Origin of the sequence: Flavobacterium galactosi, from assembly GCF_048158585.1 — a bacterium.
GTDB lineage: Bacteria > Bacteroidota > Bacteroidia > Flavobacteriales > Flavobacteriaceae > Flavobacterium > Flavobacterium galactosi.
This window is the reverse complement of the sequence record NZ_JBLNKV010000001.1, coordinates 560,095-579,994: the sequence shown is the minus strand read 5'-3', so window position 1 is coordinate 579,994 and position 19,900 is coordinate 560,095. Positions and strand designations below refer to the sequence as shown.

Sequence of the window (19,900 nt, the reverse complement as noted above, 5' to 3'; positions counted from 1 at the left end):
AAAATATTTAGGATTAACATTATGTTAGGATTTGATCACAAGTAAAAACTGCAGCTAATCGAACTCCTTTTTCCGTTTTTTCAACAGTTATTATTTCGTTGTGGGCATCGTGTTCCAAAAATAAATAGTAATTATTTTCGGCAGCGGCGTTCATAAATTTTGATTTCTCGTCTAATGTTAGAAGTGGCCTGGTATCATACCCCATCACATAAGGAATTGGAATATGTCCGGCTGTCGCCAATAAATCGGCACAAAAAACAATTGTTTTATCCTGATATTGAATGTGTGGAATCATTTGCTTTTCGGTATGGCCATCGGGAAAGAAAATACCAAAACCCAGCTCCGATTTTTCAAGAAAATCACCCTCCGGTCTTTGGATGAAATGGAGCTGTCCGCTTTCCTGCATCGGTAAAATATTTTCGGCTAAGAAAGATGCTTTTTCTCTGGAATTTGGTTTTGTTGCCCATTCCCAATGGCTGTCATTACTCCAAAACTTAGCCTTTTTAAAAGCGGGTTCATAACCTGTTTTTTCAGCATTCCATTGCACACTTCCACCGCAATGGTCAAAATGCAAATGTGTCATAAAAACATCAGTAATATCATCCCGATGAAAACCAAACTTAGCCAAAGATTTATCCATGGAATGCGTTCCCCAAAGCGAATAATGGCCAAAAAATTTCTCGGATTGTTTGTTTCCCATTCCGGTATCAATCAAAATCAATTTATTACCATCTTCGATTAATAGGCACCGCGCAGCAATATCAATCAGGTTATTTTCATCGGCTGGATTGGTTTTATTCCAAATGGTTTTTGGAACAACTCCAAACATCGCGCCACCATCTAATTTAAAATTCCCAGTTTCTATAGGATATAATTTCATGTTTTTTCTTTTATCGAGTGGAATCAAAGTTAAGGAATTCAAACGCTTTTATCGGTTTCGAATAGGTTTTTTCTATTTTGACATTAGCTATAAAAATGTTATCAATTATGGAAAAAGATTTTTATGCACTATCTTTGTCCTTAATTTAGACAAAATCAATATAAGCTATGATAAAAGTTTCTGACACTGCAAGAAAAAAAATCATCGATTTAATGAAAGATGATGGTTTTGATGCTGCAACTGACTACGTAAGAGTTGGTGTAAAAAGCGGCGGATGTTCTGGATTGTCTTATGATTTAAAATTTGATAAAACGAAAAACGAAGACGATAAGATTTTTGTTGACAACGATATAACCATTGCTGTAGAAAAAAAATCTTTTCTGTACTTGGCCGGAACAATATTAGAATTTTCAGGAGGAATAAATGGAAAAGGATTTATTTTCAACAACCCAAATGCCAATAGAACTTGTGGTTGCGGAGAATCATTTTCTCTGTAAAACATTAAATAAAAAAATATGTCAAAATATACCGAAGACGACTTAAAAATCGAACTCGAAACTAAAGAATACGAATACGGATTTTATACCGAATTAGAATCAGAAACGTTTCCTATTGGTTTAAATGAAGATATTGTTCGTGCTATTTCGCACAAAAAAGGAGAGCCACAATGGATGACCGATTGGCGTCTTGAGGCTTTTCGTGCTTGGGAGCTAATGACAGAGCCAGAATGGGCTAATGTGCATTATACTAAACCTGATTTTCAGGCTATTTCTTATTATTCTGCTCCAAAAGCAGTAGATCCTAATAAAACATTAGACGATGTAGATCCTGAACTTTTAGAAATGTACAAAAAGTTAGGTATCTCTGTCGATGAGCAAAAGATGATGAATAATGTCGCCATGGATATTGTAGTGGATTCGGTTTCAGTAGCGACTACTTTCAAGAAAACATTAGGCGAAAAAGGAATTATCTTTATGAGTATTTCTGAAGCTATTAAAGAGCATCCAGAATTAGTTCGTAAATATTTAGGAACGGTTGTGCCACAAAAAGACAACTTTTACGCGGCGCTGAATTCAGCAGTTTTCTCTGATGGTTCTTTCTGTTATATTCCAAAAGGTGTTCGTTGCCCAATGGAACTTTCGACTTATTTTAGAATCAATCAGGCAGGAACTGGACAATTCGAGCGAACATTATTAGTTGCTGACGAAGGCAGCTATGTTTCGTACTTGGAAGGCTGTACTGCACCAAGTCGTGACGAAAACCAATTGCACGCTGCTGTAGTGGAACTAATCGCTTTAGATAATGCCGAAATAAAATATTCTACCGTTCAAAACTGGTATCCGGGAAATAAAGAAGGAAAAGGTGGAGTTTTTAATTTTGTGACCAAAAGAGGTATCTGCGAGAAAAACGCAAAAATTTCTTGGACACAAGTGGAGACCGGGTCCGCTATAACTTGGAAATACCCTTCTGTTATTTTAAAAGGAGACAATTCAGTGGGAGAATTTTATTCGATTGCCGTAACCAATAATTTCCAACAAGCCGATACAGGAACCAAAATGATCCATTTAGGAAAAGACACTAAATCGACCATTATTTCTAAAGGAATTTCTGCTGGAAAATCACAAAATAGTTACCGTGGTTTGGTTCAAATTAGTGCCAGAGCGGATAACGCCAGAAACTTTTCACAATGTGATTCGTTATTAATGGGGAACAATTGTGGCGCGCATACTTTTCCATATATCGAAAGTAAAAATCCATCGGCAAAAATCGAACATGAGGCTACGACAAGTAAAATTGGCGAAGACCAAGTTTTCTATTGCAACCAACGTGGAATTCCAACCGAAAAAGCCATTGCCTTAATCGTAAACGGTTTCAGTAAAGAGGTATTGAATAAGTTGCCAATGGAATTTGCCGTGGAAGCACAGAAATTATTAGAAATTTCGTTAGAAGGTTCGGTAGGATAAAATTTAAATCTATTAGTTATGGATCTGGTTTTAAAAAATGTAAAGAAAAAAGATTTTCCAGTGTTGAAATCATTGGCAAAATCGCTTGGTTTTGAAATTGTAGAAGAAGAAAAACCATATAATCCAGAATTTGTAAAAGAAATTTTGGAAGCCGAGCAAAGTATTAAAGACGGAAAAGGTATTAAAATGACTCTTGATGAGCTAAGGGAGTTATGCAAATAGTATTTACACCTAAAGCGAAAAAGGATTTAGATTTTTGGATTAAATCCGGAAATAAAAATATTTTACATAAAATTACAGATTTAATCGAAGACATTCAACTACATCCTTTTGAAGGAATAGGAAAACCGGAACAATTGAAACACCAACTTTCTGGAAAATGGTCAAGAAGAATAAATCAAGAACATCGCATTATATATAAAGTTACCGAAGAAAATACAATTGAAATATTAGACATTTTGTCATTAAAAGGTCATTACGAATAAACAAAGAAACAAATGTTATCAATAAAAAATTTACACGCCTCCATTGGAGACAAAGAAATATTAAAAGGAATCAATCTTGAAGTAAAAGCGGGAGAAATTCACGCGATAATGGGGCCAAACGGTGCTGGAAAAAGTACCCTTGCTTCAATCATTGCAGGAAACGAAAACTACGAAGTAACCGAAGGGGAAATCTCTTTAGACGGAGAAGACCTTTCTGAATTGGCTCCAGAAGAAAGAGCGCACAAAGGTGTGTTCTTATCGTTTCAATATCCAGTAGAAATTCCAGGAGTTTCGGTAACGAACTTCATCAGAACAGCGATCAACGAAACGCGTAAAGCAAACGGTCAGGAAGAAATGCCTTCTAACGAAATGCTAAAAGTGATTCGTGAGAAATCAGAATTATTAGAAATTGACAGAAAATTTCTTTCCCGTTCTTTAAACGAAGGATTTTCTGGTGGAGAGAAAAAACGTAACGAAATTTTCCAAATGGCAATGTTGGAACCAAAATTGGCTATTCTTGACGAAACCGATTCTGGACTTGACATTGATGCCTTGCGTATTGTTGCAAATGGCGTTAACAAACTAAAAAGCGACAAAAATGCAATCGTGGTTATTACGCACTACCAAAGATTATTAGACTATATCGTTCCTGATTTCGTTCATGTATTATACAATGGAAAAATTGTAAAATCCGGTGGAAAAGAATTAGCGCATGAACTGGAAGAAAAAGGATACGACTGGATTAAACAAGAACAAGAAGCATAAATTTTGTTTAAAGTTCAAAGTTTAAAGTTGCCACAAGATAACTTTAAACTTTGAAACCTTAGACTTTAAACAATAAAGAATATGGAATTGAAAGAAAAATTACTATCGTCTTTTATGGCTTTCGAAGAGCGTGTCGATGTTCAATCTGAACTTCATGACGTGAGAACTTCAGCTATAAAAAACTTTGAAAATAAAGGTTTCCCAACCAAAAAAGACGAAGCTTGGAAATACACTTCGCTAAACGCCATCTTAAAAAATGACTTTACCGTTTTTCCAAAGAAAGAAAATGCAATTGAATTTAACCAAGTAAAAAAATACTTTTTACACGAAATAGACACTTATAAAGTGGTGTTTATTGACGGGATTTTCAGTTCGCATTTATCGTCAACAACACACGACGGAATCGATGTTTGTTTGATGTCATCGGCATTGAACAAACCAAAATACAAAATGGTTATTGATACGTTTTTTAATAAAATAGCGAGTACCGACGAAAGTTTGACCTCTTTGAATACGGCTTTCGCCAATGAAGGAGCGTATATCCACGTCCCAAAAAGTAAAGTGGCTGACAAACCTATTGAGATTATGTATTTCTCAACTGGAAACGAAGCGGCACTTTTAGTTCAACCAAGAAACTTGGTGATTGTAGGAGAGAATTCCCATGTTCAAATTATCGAGCGTCATCAAAGTTTAACCGAAAATCCAGTGTTAACGAATTCCGTTACCGAGATTTTTGCCCAAAAACGTGCTATCGTTGATTATTACAAAATTCAAAACGATACCCTTGAAGGAAATTTAATTGACAACACCTACGTTTCTCAAAAACAAGAAAGTCACGTTTCTGTTCACACCTTCTCTTTTGGAGGAAACTTAACGAGAAACAACTTGAATTTTTATCACTTTGGTGAACGATTGACAAGCACTTTAAACGGAATAACGATTATCGGTGAAAAACAACATGTAGATCATTATACTTTGGTGAAACACTCCGCTCCAAATTGCGAAAGTTTCCAAGATTATAAAGGAATCTATTCCGATCGTTCTACAGGAGTTTTCAACGGAAAAGTGTATGTGGAGAAAGATGCTCAAAAAACGAATGCGTTCCAAAAAAGCAACAATATTTTATTGAGCGACAAAGCAACTATAAATGCAAAACCACAATTGGAAATTTTTGCTGATGACGTAAAATGTTCTCACGGTTGTACTGTTGGACAATTGGATGAAACAGCAATGTTCTATATGCAAGCACGTGGAATCCCTAAAAAAGAAGCCAAAGCGTTATTGATGTATGCGTTCTCGAATGCTGTTATCGAAAATATCAAAATACCGGAACTCAAAAAACGAATTACTACAATTATCGCTAATAAATTAGGCGTAAAATTGGGATTTGATTTGTAAGACTTCCTAAGAAAAAAGTTCTATAATAACCCTTTCTGAGTTTAAAACTCTGAAAGGGTTATTTATTTCTTCAAACTCCCTACAATCCCACTCAACATTCCATTAAAATCAAAATTAGAGTCTTTTTTTAAACCCATTCGTACAATCACTAAATCAAGTGACGGAATAATCGCCACCATCTGACCTTGAAAACCACTACAGTAAAACATATCTCTGGGAACATCGGGAAAATGTCCGCCGGCATTGAGCCAAAAGTGTCCGCCGTATCTTCCGTTTGAAGTATTCGTGGGAGTTGCTGTATATTTCACCCAACTCTTGTCTAAAATTTGTTCGCCATACCAATTGCCTTTATGCAAATACAACAACCCAAATTTCGACCAATCTCGGGTGGTTGCCCAACCGTATGACGAACCCACATAATTTCCTGCCATATCCGTTTCTACAACCATCGAGTTCATCCCTATTTTATCAATTAAAGCCGAATACCAGAAATCTAAATATTCCTGATGCGTTTTGAATTGTTGCCGTAAAATCCCGGAAAGCAAATTTGTCGTTCCAGAAGAATAATTCCAATGTGTATTTGGCTTGAATGCCGCTGGTTTCTCGAGTTGTACCCGCGACATGTCTTCGACCTCAAAAAGCATTTTTGTCACATCACTAATTTTATCATATTTCTCTTCCCATTCCAAACCGGAATTCATGTGGAGCAAATCATTGGTGGTAATGATTTTTCGCTCATCATTTTGCCACTCCTTAATGGAAGCCGGTTTGTAAATGTTGTATTTTCCTTGTTTTTGAAGAACTCCAAACAACGCGCTCGTGATACTTTTAGTCATCGACCATCCCAATAATTTACTGTTTTTATCGAAACCCGTATCGTATTTTTCGGCAATGATTTTATCTTTATAAATTACTAATATAGAACGTGTTCTTTTCTTGATTTCACCTCTTTTATCGAAAGCATTGGCGACAGCCGTATTTAATTTGGCGTAATCAACGGCACTAAAAATCGTGTCTTTTGGTTCGTTATTGCCATACGGAAAAGGCAAATTATTGTTTAGTTTTGTTCTTTTGGGGACCAAATACGGTTTCGTAACATCAAAATCATCATTGATTAAAGTCACTCCCAGTCCTTCCCGGTAAATCGCTTTTCGCTCTTTCAAACCATACACTGAAGCGGCGGCATATTTTCCGATATCCTCGATTTTGTTTTTGGCCAAATCAATCAAATCGATATCATTGTCGCCTTTCTCAATCATTTCCTGGGAACGATTGTCAATAAAATGTCCCGAAGCGATGCTTTTGGCCGAAAAGCCAGAAATCAAATCCAGTTTTGGATAGGTGGTGAACCCAAAATAAAAGATTCCGATAAAAGAGGTAAAACCAACAAACTTGAAAATTTTTTTCATGGTAGCTAATTGTAAAACAATGCAATATAATTATTTTTTAGCCACGGATCCTTGAATTTCATGTTAATAAAACACTGAAATTAATAGAAGTAAATTGGTGAATTCATGGCTAAAACAATTTAGTTTTTATTACTTTTGTATTTAGAAAAATTCTAAATAATGATACGCCAATAACAAATTGGATTATCTAAAAAAATGTTGAATATTGGCGTTCTATCTGACCAATAAAAAACAATAAAAACAAGCAGATAAAATGTTAGATATAAATAAAATCAGAGCCGATTTCCCAATCCTTTCCCAGAAAGTAAACGGAAAGTCGTTAGTTTATTTCGATAACGGAGCTACTTCGCAAAAACCACAAGTTGTAATTGATGCAATTTCAAAATATTATCAGGAAATTAATGCCAATATTCATCGTGGTGTTCACACTTTGAGTCAACTAGCAACCGATGCCTACGAAGCTTCCCGTGGCAAAATACAAAATCACATCAACGCAAAATTCGCACATGAAGTGCTTTTTACTTCAGGAACAACGCATGGAATTAATTTGGTTTCCAATGGATTTGCCTCTATTCTAAAACCGGGCGATGAAGTTGTCGTTTCGGCATTGGAACACCACAGTAATATTGTGCCTTGGCAGATGTTATGCGAGAAAACTGGTGCGACTTTACGCGTAATTCCAATGAATGAAGGTGGTGAATTGATCCTATCCGAATATGACAAATTGCTTTCGAATAAAACTAAAATCGTTACCGTAAATCATATTTCGAATGCATTGGGAACTGTCAATCCCATTAAATATATGATTGACAAAGCGCATGAAGTTGGCGCTGCGATTTTGATTGACGGCGCGCAAGCCGTTCCGCATTTAAAACCCGATGTTCAGGAATTGGATTGTGATTTTTATGCTTTTTCGGGACATAAAATGTGTGGTCCAACAGGAACTGGGATTTTATACGGAAAAGAATCGTGGTTGAATAAACTGCCTCCCTATCAAGGTGGAGGTGAAATGATCAAGGAAGTAACTTTCGAAAAGACAACTTATGCTGATTTGCCGCATAAATTTGAAGCTGGAACCCCTGATATTGCCGGCGGCATTGTCCTGGGGACTGCCGTAGATTATTTGAATGAGATTGGTTTTGAAAACATTCAACAACAAGAATTGGAGTTATTGAAATATGGAACCCAACGTTTATTAGAAATTGAAGGTTTGAAGATTTACGGCACATCGGCAGAAAAAACTTCCGTAATTTCATTTAATATTGCTGGAATTCATCCATATGATATTGGTACGATAATTGACAAATTAGGAATAGCCGTACGAACCGGTCACCATTGTGCGCAACCGATTATGAACTTCTTTTGCATTCCGGGAACGATACGAGCTTCATTTGCTTTTTATAATACCAAAGAAGAAATTGACAGTATGGTTGAAGCCATAAAAAAAGCGCAGCTCATGTTGTCTTAAAATTTAAAATATGAAAATACTATCTATTTTGTTCCTCTCTATTTTTCTTGGAAAAGGATGCGAAGCCCAAAAAAAACAGGATATTGAAACTGCGATAATTGAATATGTTGCCAATACCAGAGGTTCTTATCAAAAAATAACGGTGAAAAATCAGATGGTAACGGTTTCAAAAGACAGAAATGGAAACGACAAACCGGTACCCACAAAAATAACCGAAGCAGACTGGAAAGAATTAGTGGAATTTTTTAAAAGCGTGAAATTGGACAGTTTGGCAAAATTAAAAGCCCCTACCGAAAAACGTTTTTATGACGGTGCGGCTATCGCCAATTTGAAAATCACCTACAAGGACAAAGGGTATGAAACAACTGGTTTTGATCATGGTTTTCCACCAAAAGAAATTAAGAAGTTCGTAGATAAAATAACTTCATATGCTAAAATAAAATAATGAAAATTAAAGACATACAAGAAGAAATCGTTGATGAATTTTCTATGTTCGATGACTGGATGGAACGGTATGAATACATCATCGAATTAGGTAAAAATCTTCCTTTAATCGAAGAAGAATTCAAAACAGAAAATAATCTGATAAAAGGATGCCAATCAAAAGTATGGCTGCACGGAGAAAAAAACGGTGACAAAATTGTCTTCACTGCCGATAGCGATGCCATTTTGACAAAAGGGATTATTGCCATATTAATTCGTACTTTTTCGAATCAAAAAGCCTCCGATATCCTGGAAGCTGACATGAGCTTTATTGATGAAATAGGGTTGAAAGAACATTTATCACCTACTCGCGCCAATGGATTGGTATCCATGATAAAAAATATAAAAATGTATGCTTTGGCATTCAACACGCAAAATTAAATAAAAATGGAAGAAACAATTATAGACACTGCCGAATTAGGAGAATCAATCGTAAAAATATTAAAGACTATTTACGATCCTGAGATTCCTGTAGATATTTACGAATTAGGATTGATTTATGATGTCATGGTCAATACGGATTATGAAGTAAAAATCCTGATGACGCTTACTTCTCCAAACTGTCCTGTTGCGGAAAGCTTACCAAGAGAAGTAGAAGAAAAAGTAAAATCAATTACTAATGTAAAAGATGCAGAAGTAGAAATTACTTTTGATCCGCCTTGGAGCAAAGATTTAATGAGCGAAGAAGCAAAATTAGAATTGGGAATGCTTTAAATTAGTCCTAATGCCAAAAGTCATAAAGTCTCAATGCAGATGACCTTATGACTTTCGACATTCGACTTTAAGACTTCATAAATGGAAATAATAAATAAAGTTGCGAATAGTGTTTTGGAAGTTTTCGATCTCGAAGATTATTATCCAAAAGGGATTCGTGCGCAAATAGATATTTCGCAATGGCTATTGGAAGGTTTTTTATTGAAAGAAAAAGACTTTAGAGAGCAGCTAAAAAATCACGATTGGTCACAATATCAAGATCAGTATGTTGCTATTAATTGCAGTACCGATGCTATTGTTCCTGCTTGGGCTTCGATTCTGGTTGCCATTCAATTAGCGCCATTTGCAAAGAAAATCATCAATGGGACATTTGAAGATTTAGACGCTTCTCTATATGAAGAATTGTTGCCTAAAATTGATTATTCGATGTATGAAAATAAACCTGTCATTATAAAAGGATGCTCCAGAAAACCGGTTCCGATGCGAGCTTATGTATTGGCAGCCCATTATTTACAGCCTTTTGCACGAAGTATTATGTATGGCGAAGCATGTTCAGCCGTTCCATTGTATAAAGCACATAAAAAAGAGTAGTTTATTTATGTTTATTTTGTACTTTTAAAGTAGAATTTAAATCTAAAGCCATGAAAAAGATAGTGTTTTCTTTAGTGTTGCTCCTAGTTGTGAATTTCATTAATGCTCAGGAAACTTCAAATGACACTATAAAACTTTGGACAAAAAAAGGGAATATTTCTTTGCTTTTTAATCAGACTGCTTTCAACAGTAAATGGTTGGGCGGTGGAACTTCAAACCTTGCGGGGAATTTTGGTCTGAATTATGATTTCAATTATAAAAAAGGGGACGTAATTTGGGATAATAAATTCATAGCCGCTTACGGATTAACCAAAGTAACGGGTTCAAAAATATCAAAAACAGATGATCGCTTAGAATTGAATTCTCTTTGGGGCAAAAAAGCCAAAGGAGATTGGTATTATTCGCTGTTTTTCAATTTCAAAACACAAATGGATGTTGGCTATGATAAGGATGGTAATACCATTTCTCATTTCTTTTCGCCCGCTTACATTCAATTTGGACCTGGGATTTGGTGGAAAAAAAGTAATAATTTAAGCGTCAATTTTTCTCCAGCTACCGCAAAATTAATTGTTGTTCATGATCATTTTACTGATTTCGGCCCTTCTTTTGGTGTATTGCAAGGAGACAATTCCCGATTAGAATTTGGCGCCAGTATTTCAGGTTATTATAAATTTAATGTAATGACAAATATTTCTGTCGAAAACAGGGTAAATTTATATTCTAATTATTTAGACAAACCACAAAATATTGACATTGATTATCAAATGAACATTCTTATGAGAATCAACAAATACATAACGGCAAATTTAGCTTTACAGGGAATATATGATGACAATACAATCAAAGCGGTTCAAGTACGGGAAGTATTTGGTTTAGGTGTTAATTACGGTTTCTAATAAAACGCATTTTTTAATTCTTATTTATTGACAATCAATAACTTAAGATAAATATTTATTAATAAAAAGCGCAAACGTACTATCTTTTTTAGTACTTTTATTCTCCTATTTAACCTACTAAGACATAATGGTAAGCATTTTAAACTAACACTATTATTTTAAAACTTCACCTTATGAAAAAATTAATTTTAATCGTCCTGTGTGCGACCCTTTTTGTAGCATGCAAAAAAGAAGCTACACCGAAAGCATTGTCAACTTCTGAAACACCTGACACACCGCCACCTCCAACAGAGTTTGCCGACAGCAAATATTCCGATATAGGGAAAAAAATGTTAGCGGATTTATCCAAAAACGACATGGATTCCTGGACAAACAGCTTCGCCGAAGATGCCAAGTATTACTGGAATAGCGGAGACAGTTTAATAGGAAAACCAGCCATAGAAAAATATTGGAGAGACCGAAGAGGTAACGTTATTGAAACCATCACTTTTGAAAAAGAAATTTGGTTGCCAGTCAAAGTAAATGAGAAAGGCAACATTCCAATGGATGGCATCTGGCTTCTTGGCTGGTACAAAACCACCGCAAAATACAAAGGCGGCAAGAGTATGACTCAATGGATTCATTCTACGTATCATTTTAATTCAGAAGATAAAATTGATATGGTTGATCAATATCTCGATCGAGTGCCTATCATGGAAGCAATGCCACCGAAGAAATAGTTTTTTAAGTCCCAGTTTACAGAACTCAGAATGTATCTCATAAAAAAACGGCACTCTTTTAGGGAGCCGTTTTTTATGGTTTTCATTTAATCCTTACAACTTACACTTGTCTATTATTTTAAGTAGGTTAACGTGGACAAACGAGCACCAGTTGGGGGCGATTTTCACGACAAATGTTGGTGCGGAGAACCAATGTTTGATTAACCACAAATGTGTCTGCGGAGTACTGAACCGCCACTTTTGCCAAACCCGTGTTATAGTCTGTGTTTATTTCTTTGTCTTTTTAAGATATTCTTGAAATTATTATTTTTCACAAAGTTCTTTCAACTTGTCTAGTGCTTTTGGGTAGGTCTGGTTCATATAATCTAAAAAATCTTCTGTGGTGTCTAAGTCAACAGTAACGGTTGTAGTCCCATTGTTTTCTTCGAAGGTATAGTTTTCAAATCCGTTTGCCCATTTTTCTACTTCTGGTCCTTCTGTAATTTCCTTGTCAGCTTTTAAAAGACCATAATGTTGAATAGAAACAAATCGGTTGAGAATGTTTTCAGCTATCTTGGAAACCATACCTCCCTTTTCTCCTTTTTCATCTATTCCAATAAATAGAATTTTATTTCCCTTGTCCCAACTTCCTTCATAGGTAGATGTCGGGTTAAACAAAGAGGTCCATTGTTCATAAGTTGATTTACTGTTAATGCCAAGCATAAAATCATATATCTTGGTTACAGGTGCATTGATGCTTACTTTGAATTGTAACTTTTTCATAATATAATATTTGTTTAAATTAATCTTTCGAGTTGTTATTTTCTGTCATACTTAGCAGTCGTTTAACATGTCCTATAATGTTCTTGTACTACAGCGGGTTTGGGACTAAATTAAGCCTTGTCTTCGGATTTGCCTAAACATCCCAAATACAAAACCAACTTCCCATTAAGCCAATTGCCCAAATCTCTTGTAGCAAGTGTTAGCGGTTCGGGCTTTTGTTTTATTATGTTTTGCTTTCTTGTTGTCAATGTTATTGTGTCAAAGTGAAAATATTTAAGTTAGGATTTTCTTTGTCCGTTTCTAATGATTTTACAAAATTGAATTTTAACAGTAGATTGGTTGAATTCAGATTCTCATAATGTGTAAAGGCGAGTATTTTTTTAAACTTTAAAGTCTGAAACACGTAGTCAATTAGTACTTCAGTAGCTTCTTTCATTATTCCTTGTCCTTGAAATTTCGTCATAAGTTCATATCCGATTTCGCAACTATTTTTTTCGTTTGAAAAGTCAAAAAGACAAATTGTCCCAACAAATGTTTTTGTACTTGTCAAGCTAATTACCCAATAAATAGAGTTGTTATTTTTAATGTTATCATTAACCCTCTTGATAAAATTTATTGCATCATCAATTGTCTTGCTTGGTTCTCTGTCAAGATATTTGTTTATTTCTGTGTCTGAACGCAAAGCAAAAATATCTTGCTTGTCATCAATTAATAATTGTCTAAGAGTTAACCTTCCAGTTGTCAAAATTGGAAAAGGTGTGAAATTTCTGTTTACCATTCTGTCATATTTACTTTGCCTAATTAGTAGTGTCGTAGCCTGACCGCAAACGTCCCGAGACTTTGAGCAGGCGGGGAGTTGAGAGATCCGCGTTGCAAACGCTATAATTTGAATATTAATTTAAGTAGATACTCGTTGCAAACAAGCACCAGAGAACGCGGACAAACGAGCGCCAGTTGGGGTAGGTACTCGTCGCAGACAAGCACTAGTGCGAGGTTCATACGAAGCACATCAACCCACCTTTTTACCAAACCGCTGTTAGTCATTCGTTGTTTTCTAATTATACTTTTCCGTTATATTTTGGGTCAAAATCTACCATCCATTCAATACCGAATTTGTCTCTAAACATCCCAAAATAGGAACCCCAAGGACTGTCGCCAATAGGCACTTCAATGTTTCCACCTGCTGAAAGTCCGCTAAATAACGTGTTGGCTTCTTCACGACTTTCTGCGCTAATAGATATTTTAGATCTGTTTTCATTTTCATTTACTTGACCCATACTTTCTGGAACGTCATTGGCCATTAAAATATTTTTGCCAATAGGCAAAGCAATGTGCATTATTTTATTTGCATCATTTTCTGCTACTGGATATTCAGTCCCTAAGTTTCGGGATGATATATCTTTGAAACGCATAATCTTTGCGAACTCTCCACCAAATACTGATTTGTAAAAATTGAATGCTTCTTCGGCATTTCCGTTGAAGTTAATGTAAGGGTTGATAAGTGCCATAATTATAATTTTTTAAGTTGTTGTTTTTATTTCTTATTCTAAATGGCTGAGTGCAGGGTGTCACCTACTTACTTGTCTGAACTAAATAAAGCGTTTGCAACGCGGCTAATATAAACAGATTACCATAAAGGTTCGACATTTACATTACAAAAAACAGTCGTGTCTTCTTCATAATTCCTATAGCTACTATTTACATAATCTCTTTCATGAAAAACGATTTCGGCTTCAACAGGAGTTAAAACCCTTGTCTTTCACCTGTCACTGGCATTCCCGAATAATGTACATGAACGATTCGCCATTGATTGTCTATCTTTTTTAGAATCTGTGTTTCTCTTCCCTTGGTTTGCATTGCTTTTCCGTCAGTAAACGAAGCATCAAATATCCAATAAAACTCTACCCATGCTACGTCGTTATAAACATTTATTATTTCGTTGGAACTTTTTAAATCTCGTGTTTTAAACATTATTCTGAACATTCCATAGAAAATAGCTTTTACACCTTTCCAACCTTTTTCGTGCCCTCGTGGATGAATAAATGAAACTTCGGGAACATCGGCCCATACATTTGCACCTAAAAGTGTATCGGCTTTGTTAATTGAAACTTTGTAATCTTCAATTAGTTGTTTAATTGCAACTTCTTCTTTCCTTGGATTTTGGGCAAAGCAAGAAACAGAAGCTAATAATATTATGATTGAAAGAATGATATTTTTCATTTTATAGAATTTTAATAATAAAGAGAGAATTAGAATTTTCCGTTACTATTTTTCCAACGTCCACTGGTGCTCGTTTGCAACGAGTACCTACTTACTTGTATGAACTAAATAAAGCGTTTGCAACGCGGCTATTATAAACAGATTACCATAAAGGTTCGACATTTACATTACAAAAAACAGTATTGTCTTCTTCATAATTCCTATAGCTACTGTTTACATAATCTCTTTCATGAAAAACGATTTCGGCTTCAACAGGATTATAATGTATGTAGTTTACACGCTGCTCTATTTTTTCTAAAGTATCCAATATAACCGGATGAAAACCATCTTGCCATACTTTATAATTTTTAGCTCTTCCTGATTTTTGATCTTCAAAACTAAATTTCCGTAACAACCATTCTCGCCTGCTCTCAGGATATTCTTTTATCGATTCTATCAGTTTTTTGAGGTGAATTTTTTAAAATCCCGAATAACATTTTGTAACTCACCATCAAATGCTGTTACAATTAAATGAATATGGCTAGTCATATATACATAAGCATGCACACTCAATCCTTTTTCCTTGATACAATAATTTAAGGATTCATCTAAAATAGAACAATAATTAGGTCGCACCAATAAATCTACCCAATCTACAACTGTTATAGTAATAAAAGTAGGCACTGTACTATCGATAACTTTGTAATTTTCAGAAACGCTATTATAAAACAGTCGTATACTTATTTAAAGGTACTCAGTTTTAGCGATCCGCGTTGCAAACGCTATAATTTGTCTCTTAATTTAAGTAGGTACTCGTCGCAGACGAGCACCAGATAACGTGGACAAACGAGCGCCAGTTGGGGACGGTCGGGATTTAACAATTTAAACAGTAAATAGCCCAACGAAAATTAATAATTTATGAGTAAAAAAATAAATTATAATTGATAAAATTAACAAAATCCATTGATTAAATATATATTTAAATCCTGTTTTCTTAAACCAAAATATAAAACTCATAACTATATTATTTACGATAATAAAAATAATAGTATAAGCGGGATATAGTAAATATAAAGCATGTTGTTCTATAAAACCAAAATATAAAAACGTTGACAAACCAATTAATGTAGCAATTATGTTTAATATTTTTAAATATTTAAATTCATTAATATTTATATCCGACATTATAAAATAAATATATAGGGTCGCTAAAAAAACAAAGGAGAAAAAAGCTGTAGTAACCAAGTATAGCCCGCTTTGATCTTTGATACTTATATGTAATAATAAATCAAATACAATTGTTAAAATTGTTAATAATCCTGTCACTAAAAATATAATCTTTAATTTTTTAATTGTCTTTTCCATAATTAATAGCATCCTAATTCACTAATTGATATTTCGCCTTTTAAATATTGTCTTACTTTATACCAATCCGGTCTCCAAATTTTATTATCACTTTGTAAAGAAGTAATAGAATTACCATTATTATTTTGTACAAAATTATGAATTTTGTTCTTAAAACTATTCCATAATAAATCAGGATTTTCAAATGGGTTTGTAAAAACACTACTGTTCTGCATTAAAAAAGACTCGAAACCATCTGTCATTCGATCTACTCCTCTAGTATAAAATGTATATGACCCATCTGGATTTTGTATAATACCAAATTCCCTGTTTCCACTTACAGGATGTACCCCATCTTGTCCTTGATTAAGTCCCCAAGGAACTTCAATAGTTGTAAAAATCCAAGAGTTGCTGGTATACTCCGAACAAACTACTGAGCCATCGCCCGCAGTAGGTATGTTAATATGTATGATCGCTCCCACTGGATTTTAGGAGTTCCATATAGCTGACTCATTAATTCCAGTTATTGTTGATGGAGAAAAACTTGAAATATTTGTATTAACAAAATTGTTTATATTTAACCTGACGTAATTTAAGAATTGACTGGGAGTGAATTGATTTCCAGTTTGAGGATTAGTTGGCATTTGATTAATGGTTACTGGAAAATAATCTAAATTAATTGCAGCTCCTGCAGCATGATCTAAGTATTGAATATTATAATCTGTAAATATACTTTGATTATTCAAACTTTCAATTTTATTTTTCACTGATTGGGGTGGTGAAAATTGGGTTAGAATTTTCCATTTTGGTATTTCAGCACAAGGGATGTTTAGAAGTAGATTTGGGTTTGTTACTAATTTGTCTTTTAATTTTATCCAATTATTAATAATCATATTACTTTCACTAGAAAACCCATTTTGTGCTAAAGAATTAAAAATATCAATATCAGTTCCAGCTGGTTGTTCATTAATCCAAAAAAAATTAAAATGATCTAAAAAATACTTAACCCTCGCTTTTGTTGGATCATCAAAATTATGTACTCCTAAATAATTGAAAATTATTTGTTGAGCATCAGACGATAAAGAAAACAAACCTTCTGGTGTATCAAAGTTTAAACTATTAATAAAAGTCATACCTGGTGTAATTACGAGTGTTGTAAATACACCACTAGGGCTCATAGTTGTATTTGTATTTACAAATGTTCCATTACCCCATCCTGTTTCTGAGATAGATATGTAACTACTATTATTTTCAATAATTGTTGTATAATCATCCGCACAATATTGTTCAGATGTCATTGTTTGTTCGTTGCATGTATATCCGTTTTCGTGCTCTCTAGTGCAACCACCATAATATATAGTATAGATTGTCAAACATAACTCAGTAGTTCTTGCATTTATGACTGGTTCATAAACTACTTTATGTTTTTTTATGTTTTTTTATGTCTTTTTTATAATCCTCTTCATTAAAATCATATTTAACTTTAAATACATCATATTCCCCATTTTCATTCTCAGTAAATAATACATTTTCAATTTTTTTATTTGCATCTTTATTATAAATTTGAAATGTATATGATTTATGACCGTCTACGGATATTATTTCCTTACCATTAGTGTCATCAAAATAGAAATCACTTTTTTTATTATATCTTTTTTTAGAAAGTATATTTTCATTTTTTAAATTAAGATTATCAACAGCTTTAAATAATTTTTCATTGTCTTTTTTTGATAATTCTCTTAAAGAAACTGTATTTGTATTTAATTCTTTTTTTTGTTGAATTGCGTCTTCATACAAATCTTTTTCGCAACTTAAAAATGTCATCATTATGATTAGTGAAAGAAACCGAGCTAAGAATTTAATTTTTAAATTCATATTAAATTGTTTTTTACCTTTTCATTTCGCATTTGCTGGGCAGTAAAGGATTTGTTAGCTCCCGTTATTCAGATTATTGCTCTTTTTTCCGGTGTTTCTATTTACGCAATTATGGAAATAAGGTTTTCTGTAATTTAGATATATGTGTGATCAAAATAAAAATCATTTATTTAACGAATATAACAAATAAAATACTACAAAATATTAAAAATCATTTTCATTTTAAACAATTAATCGCTATTGAACCAGAGCCGCATGAAGGATGGCAGCGGAAATCCTCCCGATTTTTTTTCGGGAGATTATAGCGTCCCGAAGCCTCGGGATCCTGACGCAGCTGTAACGCGGAGGAAGCTGAGACATGCCCAAAAAAAAATCCCTCTTGAGATATCAAAAGGGATTGGTGTATTTTATGTTTTAGGGGAAATTATTCGATTTCCTCCTCATCTTTGTCTTCTTTCTCAACAGCATCTTTATAATCCGGGTACAAAAACTTATTATACGGAAAACGGGTGATGTGAATGTGTCTTACCGCTTCATAAACTCGCTCTCTGAATTCCTCGAAATTTTCTTTGTTGGTTGCCGAAATAAATAACGCATTTTGTTCTCCGACCTTATTCATCCAAGTCGCTTTCCATTCTTCCAAAGTAAAATGTCTTGGCGTTTTTTCGGTCATTAAATCATCTTCGTCAATAGTCAGCGGTTTGTAAGCATCGATTTTATTGAAAACCATAATGACTGGTTTGTCATTACATTTAATATCTAATAAGGTCTTATTTACCGACTCAATCTGATCTTCAAATTCAGGATGCGAAATATCAACTACGTGCAGTAGCAAATCGGCTTCACGAACCTCATCCAACGTACTTTTGAAAGAATCTACCAATTGTGTTGGTAATTTTCGAATAAATCCTACGGTATCCGAAAGCAAGAAAGGCAAGTTTTTAATCACTACTTTTCGAACGGTGGTATCCAAAGTCGCAAAAAGTTTATTTTCTACAAAAACATCACTTTTCCCAACGGCATTCATCAAGGTTGATTTCCCCACATTGGTATATCCAACCAAAGCCACACGAACCATAGCGCCACGATTCCCGCGTTGCACGCCCATTTGCTTGTCGATGGTTTTTATTTTTTCTTTCAATAACGCTATTCGGTCACGAACAATACGTCTGTCTGTTTCAATCTCGGTTTCTCCAGGTCCACGCATTCCAATTCCCCCTTTTTGACGTTCAAGGTGCGTCCACATTCCGGAAAGTCTCGGCAATAAATATTGGCATTGCGCTAATTCTACTTGCGTTCTTGCATACGAAGTTTCGGCACGTTGCGCAAAAATATCAAGGATAAGGTGCGTTCTATCCAGAATTTTACATTCCGTAATAATTTTAGATATATTTTTTTGCTGTGAAGGCGACAATTCATCATCAAATACCAAAGTCGAAATGTCATTTTCTTTTACAAATTGATGAATCTCTTCTATTTTTCCTGTTCCTACAAAAGTCTTGGGATTTGGGCGTTCCATTTTTTGCGAAAAACGTTTCACCACTTGGCCCCCAGCGGTAAAGGTCAAAAACTCTAATTCGTCAAGATATTCGTTTAGTTTCTCTTCACTTTGATTTTGAGTTATAACACCAACTATAGCCGTTTTTTCGAAATTTATTACTTCTTTTTCTAACATGTCTTTGAATAAGCTACAAATTTAATGATTTGTCAGGGACTTATGTAATTATGGGTTTATAAAAAAGTCAGAAGGTGTGAATAATGATAGTTTTTGGTCGAGCCGGAAATTAGACTAAAGAAAAGTTTTGCCACGAATTAGTCTTTAATTTAAAAAAACTATTGAAAATTCGTGTAATTCGTGGCTAAAAAACAACTCTCCTGCGTTTGCCCTGCGTACTTTAGGAGTTACTTTGATTTTTAATTATTTTTACACGAATTTAATCCCATTTGA

The 19,900-nt window shown here is 34.3% G+C and carries 26 protein-coding genes; 13 read left to right on the top strand and 13 right to left on the bottom strand.

Annotated elements, in window-relative coordinates:
* Positions 1-19 precede the first annotated feature (19 nt).
* A complete protein-coding gene (locus tag ACM55M_RS02510; RefSeq protein ID WP_416855911.1) occupies positions 20-880 on the bottom strand; it encodes an MBL fold metallo-hydrolase in 861 nt (286 codons plus the stop codon).
* Between the two features lie 167 nt (positions 881-1,047).
* Here ACM55M_RS02510 and ACM55M_RS02505 point away from each other — a divergent pair, with 167 nt between their 5' ends.
* The 6 genes from ACM55M_RS02505 to sufD all read left to right on the top strand — a co-directional run bounded on the left by ACM55M_RS02505 (position 1,048) and on the right by sufD (position 5,492).
* Positions 1,048-1,377 (top strand): HesB/IscA family protein, encoded by a 330-nt coding sequence (locus tag ACM55M_RS02505; RefSeq protein ID WP_416848467.1) that lies wholly within the window; start codon positions 1,048-1,050, stop codon positions 1,375-1,377.
* Positions 1,378-1,395: 18 nt separating this feature from the next.
* Entirely contained in the window at positions 1,396-2,844 is a 1,449-nt protein-coding gene (gene sufB, locus ACM55M_RS02500; protein WP_416855909.1) for a Fe-S cluster assembly protein SufB, read from the top strand.
* A gap of 18 nt (positions 2,845-2,862) precedes the next feature.
* Positions 2,863-3,066, top strand: a complete 204-nt coding sequence (locus ACM55M_RS02495; RefSeq protein WP_416855908.1) for a DUF2683 family protein — start codon at positions 2,863-2,865, stop codon at positions 3,064-3,066.
* A complete protein-coding gene (locus ACM55M_RS02490) occupies positions 3,057-3,329 on the top strand; it encodes a Txe/YoeB family addiction module toxin (RefSeq protein ID WP_416855907.1) in 273 nt (90 codons plus the stop codon). Before ACM55M_RS02495 ends, ACM55M_RS02490 begins: the two co-directional genes overlap by 10 nt.
* 12 nt (positions 3,330-3,341) lie before the next feature.
* Entirely contained in the window at positions 3,342-4,094 is a 753-nt protein-coding gene (gene sufC, locus ACM55M_RS02485; RefSeq protein WP_416842285.1) for a Fe-S cluster assembly ATPase SufC, read from the top strand.
* 81 nt (positions 4,095-4,175) lie between these two features.
* Complete coding sequence (gene sufD, locus ACM55M_RS02480) at positions 4,176-5,492, top strand: Fe-S cluster assembly protein SufD (RefSeq protein ID WP_416855906.1); 1,317 nt, start codon at positions 4,176-4,178, stop codon at positions 5,490-5,492.
* 62 nt (positions 5,493-5,554) lie between these two features.
* On the opposite strand, the gene ACM55M_RS02475 is transcribed toward sufD, so the two are convergent.
* Entirely contained in the window at positions 5,555-6,901 is a 1,347-nt protein-coding gene (locus ACM55M_RS02475; protein WP_416855905.1) for a serine hydrolase domain-containing protein, read from the bottom strand.
* Positions 6,902-7,154: 253 nt separating this feature from the next.
* Here ACM55M_RS02475 and ACM55M_RS02470 point away from each other — a divergent pair, with 253 nt between their 5' ends.
* The 7 genes from ACM55M_RS02470 to ACM55M_RS02440 all read left to right on the top strand — a co-directional run bounded on the left by ACM55M_RS02470 (position 7,155) and on the right by ACM55M_RS02440 (position 11,772).
* Complete coding sequence (locus tag ACM55M_RS02470; protein ID WP_416855904.1) at positions 7,155-8,369, top strand: aminotransferase class V-fold PLP-dependent enzyme; 1,215 nt, start codon at positions 7,155-7,157, stop codon at positions 8,367-8,369.
* A 10-nt stretch (positions 8,370-8,379) separates the two neighbouring features.
* Complete coding sequence (locus ACM55M_RS02465) at positions 8,380-8,814, top strand: hypothetical protein (RefSeq protein ID WP_416855903.1); 435 nt, start codon at positions 8,380-8,382, stop codon at positions 8,812-8,814.
* Positions 8,814-9,233 carry a SufE family protein gene (locus ACM55M_RS02460; protein ID WP_416855902.1) on the top strand — a complete coding sequence of 140 codons (420 nt, stop codon included), beginning with the start codon at positions 8,814-8,816 and terminating at the stop codon, positions 9,231-9,233. Before ACM55M_RS02465 ends, ACM55M_RS02460 begins: the two co-directional genes overlap by 1 nt.
* Before the next feature lie 6 nt (positions 9,234-9,239).
* Positions 9,240-9,566 (top strand): SUF system Fe-S cluster assembly protein, encoded by a 327-nt coding sequence (locus tag ACM55M_RS02455; RefSeq protein ID WP_035669120.1) that lies wholly within the window; start codon positions 9,240-9,242, stop codon positions 9,564-9,566.
* 81 nt (positions 9,567-9,647) lie between these two features.
* Positions 9,648-10,157: a DUF2480 family protein gene (locus ACM55M_RS02450; RefSeq protein ID WP_416855901.1), complete on the top strand. Its 510-nt coding sequence runs from the start codon at positions 9,648-9,650 to the stop codon at positions 10,155-10,157.
* Between the two features lie 50 nt (positions 10,158-10,207).
* A complete protein-coding gene (locus tag ACM55M_RS02445; protein ID WP_416855899.1) occupies positions 10,208-11,053 on the top strand; it encodes a DUF3078 domain-containing protein in 846 nt (281 codons plus the stop codon).
* Positions 11,054-11,301: 248 nt separating this feature from the next.
* Entirely contained in the window at positions 11,302-11,772 is a 471-nt protein-coding gene (locus ACM55M_RS02440; protein ID WP_416855898.1) for a nuclear transport factor 2-like protein, read from the top strand.
* A gap of 303 nt (positions 11,773-12,075) precedes the next feature.
* Here ACM55M_RS02440 and ACM55M_RS02435 read toward each other — a convergent pair whose 3' ends face one another.
* From ACM55M_RS02435 to hflX, 11 genes are all read right to left on the bottom strand, one after another.
* A complete protein-coding gene (locus ACM55M_RS02435; protein WP_416855896.1) occupies positions 12,076-12,534 on the bottom strand; it encodes an SRPBCC domain-containing protein in 459 nt (152 codons plus the stop codon).
* A gap of 250 nt (positions 12,535-12,784) precedes the next feature.
* Positions 12,785-13,312 (bottom strand): GNAT family N-acetyltransferase, encoded by a 528-nt coding sequence (locus ACM55M_RS02430; RefSeq protein ID WP_416855895.1) that lies wholly within the window; start codon positions 13,310-13,312, stop codon positions 12,785-12,787.
* Positions 13,313-13,592: 280 nt separating this feature from the next.
* A complete protein-coding gene (locus ACM55M_RS02425; RefSeq protein WP_416855893.1) occupies positions 13,593-14,042 on the bottom strand; it encodes a VOC family protein in 450 nt (149 codons plus the stop codon).
* Between the two features lie 235 nt (positions 14,043-14,277).
* Positions 14,278-14,754 (bottom strand): YybH family protein, encoded by a 477-nt coding sequence (locus ACM55M_RS02420; protein WP_416855891.1) that lies wholly within the window; start codon positions 14,752-14,754, stop codon positions 14,278-14,280.
* 142 nt (positions 14,755-14,896) lie between these two features.
* Positions 14,897-15,148 (bottom strand): hypothetical protein, encoded by a 252-nt coding sequence (locus ACM55M_RS02415; protein ID WP_416855890.1) that lies wholly within the window; start codon positions 15,146-15,148, stop codon positions 14,897-14,899.
* Between the two features lie 41 nt (positions 15,149-15,189).
* The gene (locus ACM55M_RS02410; protein WP_416855889.1) at positions 15,190-15,417 is read right to left on the bottom strand and encodes a hypothetical protein; all 228 of its coding nucleotides are present in this window, start codon (positions 15,415-15,417) and stop codon (positions 15,190-15,192) included.
* 198 nt (positions 15,418-15,615) lie between these two features.
* A complete protein-coding gene (locus tag ACM55M_RS02405) occupies positions 15,616-16,098 on the bottom strand; it encodes a hypothetical protein (RefSeq protein WP_416855888.1) in 483 nt (160 codons plus the stop codon).
* A 2-nt stretch (positions 16,099-16,100) separates the two neighbouring features.
* Positions 16,101-16,559 carry a hypothetical protein gene (locus ACM55M_RS02400; protein ID WP_416855887.1) on the bottom strand — a complete coding sequence of 153 codons (459 nt, stop codon included), beginning with the start codon at positions 16,557-16,559 and terminating at the stop codon, positions 16,101-16,103.
* A 6-nt stretch (positions 16,560-16,565) separates the two neighbouring features.
* Positions 16,566-17,375: a hypothetical protein gene (locus tag ACM55M_RS02395; RefSeq protein WP_416855886.1), complete on the bottom strand. Its 810-nt coding sequence runs from the start codon at positions 17,373-17,375 to the stop codon at positions 16,566-16,568.
* 121 nt (positions 17,376-17,496) lie between these two features.
* On the bottom strand, positions 17,497-17,952 hold the full coding sequence (locus ACM55M_RS02390; protein WP_416855885.1) for a hypothetical protein: 456 nt from the start codon (positions 17,950-17,952) through the stop codon (positions 17,497-17,499).
* Between the two features lie 424 nt (positions 17,953-18,376).
* Entirely contained in the window at positions 18,377-19,627 is a 1,251-nt protein-coding gene (gene hflX / locus ACM55M_RS02385) for a GTPase HflX (RefSeq protein ID WP_416855883.1), read from the bottom strand.
* Positions 19,628-19,900: the final 273 nt, after the last annotated feature.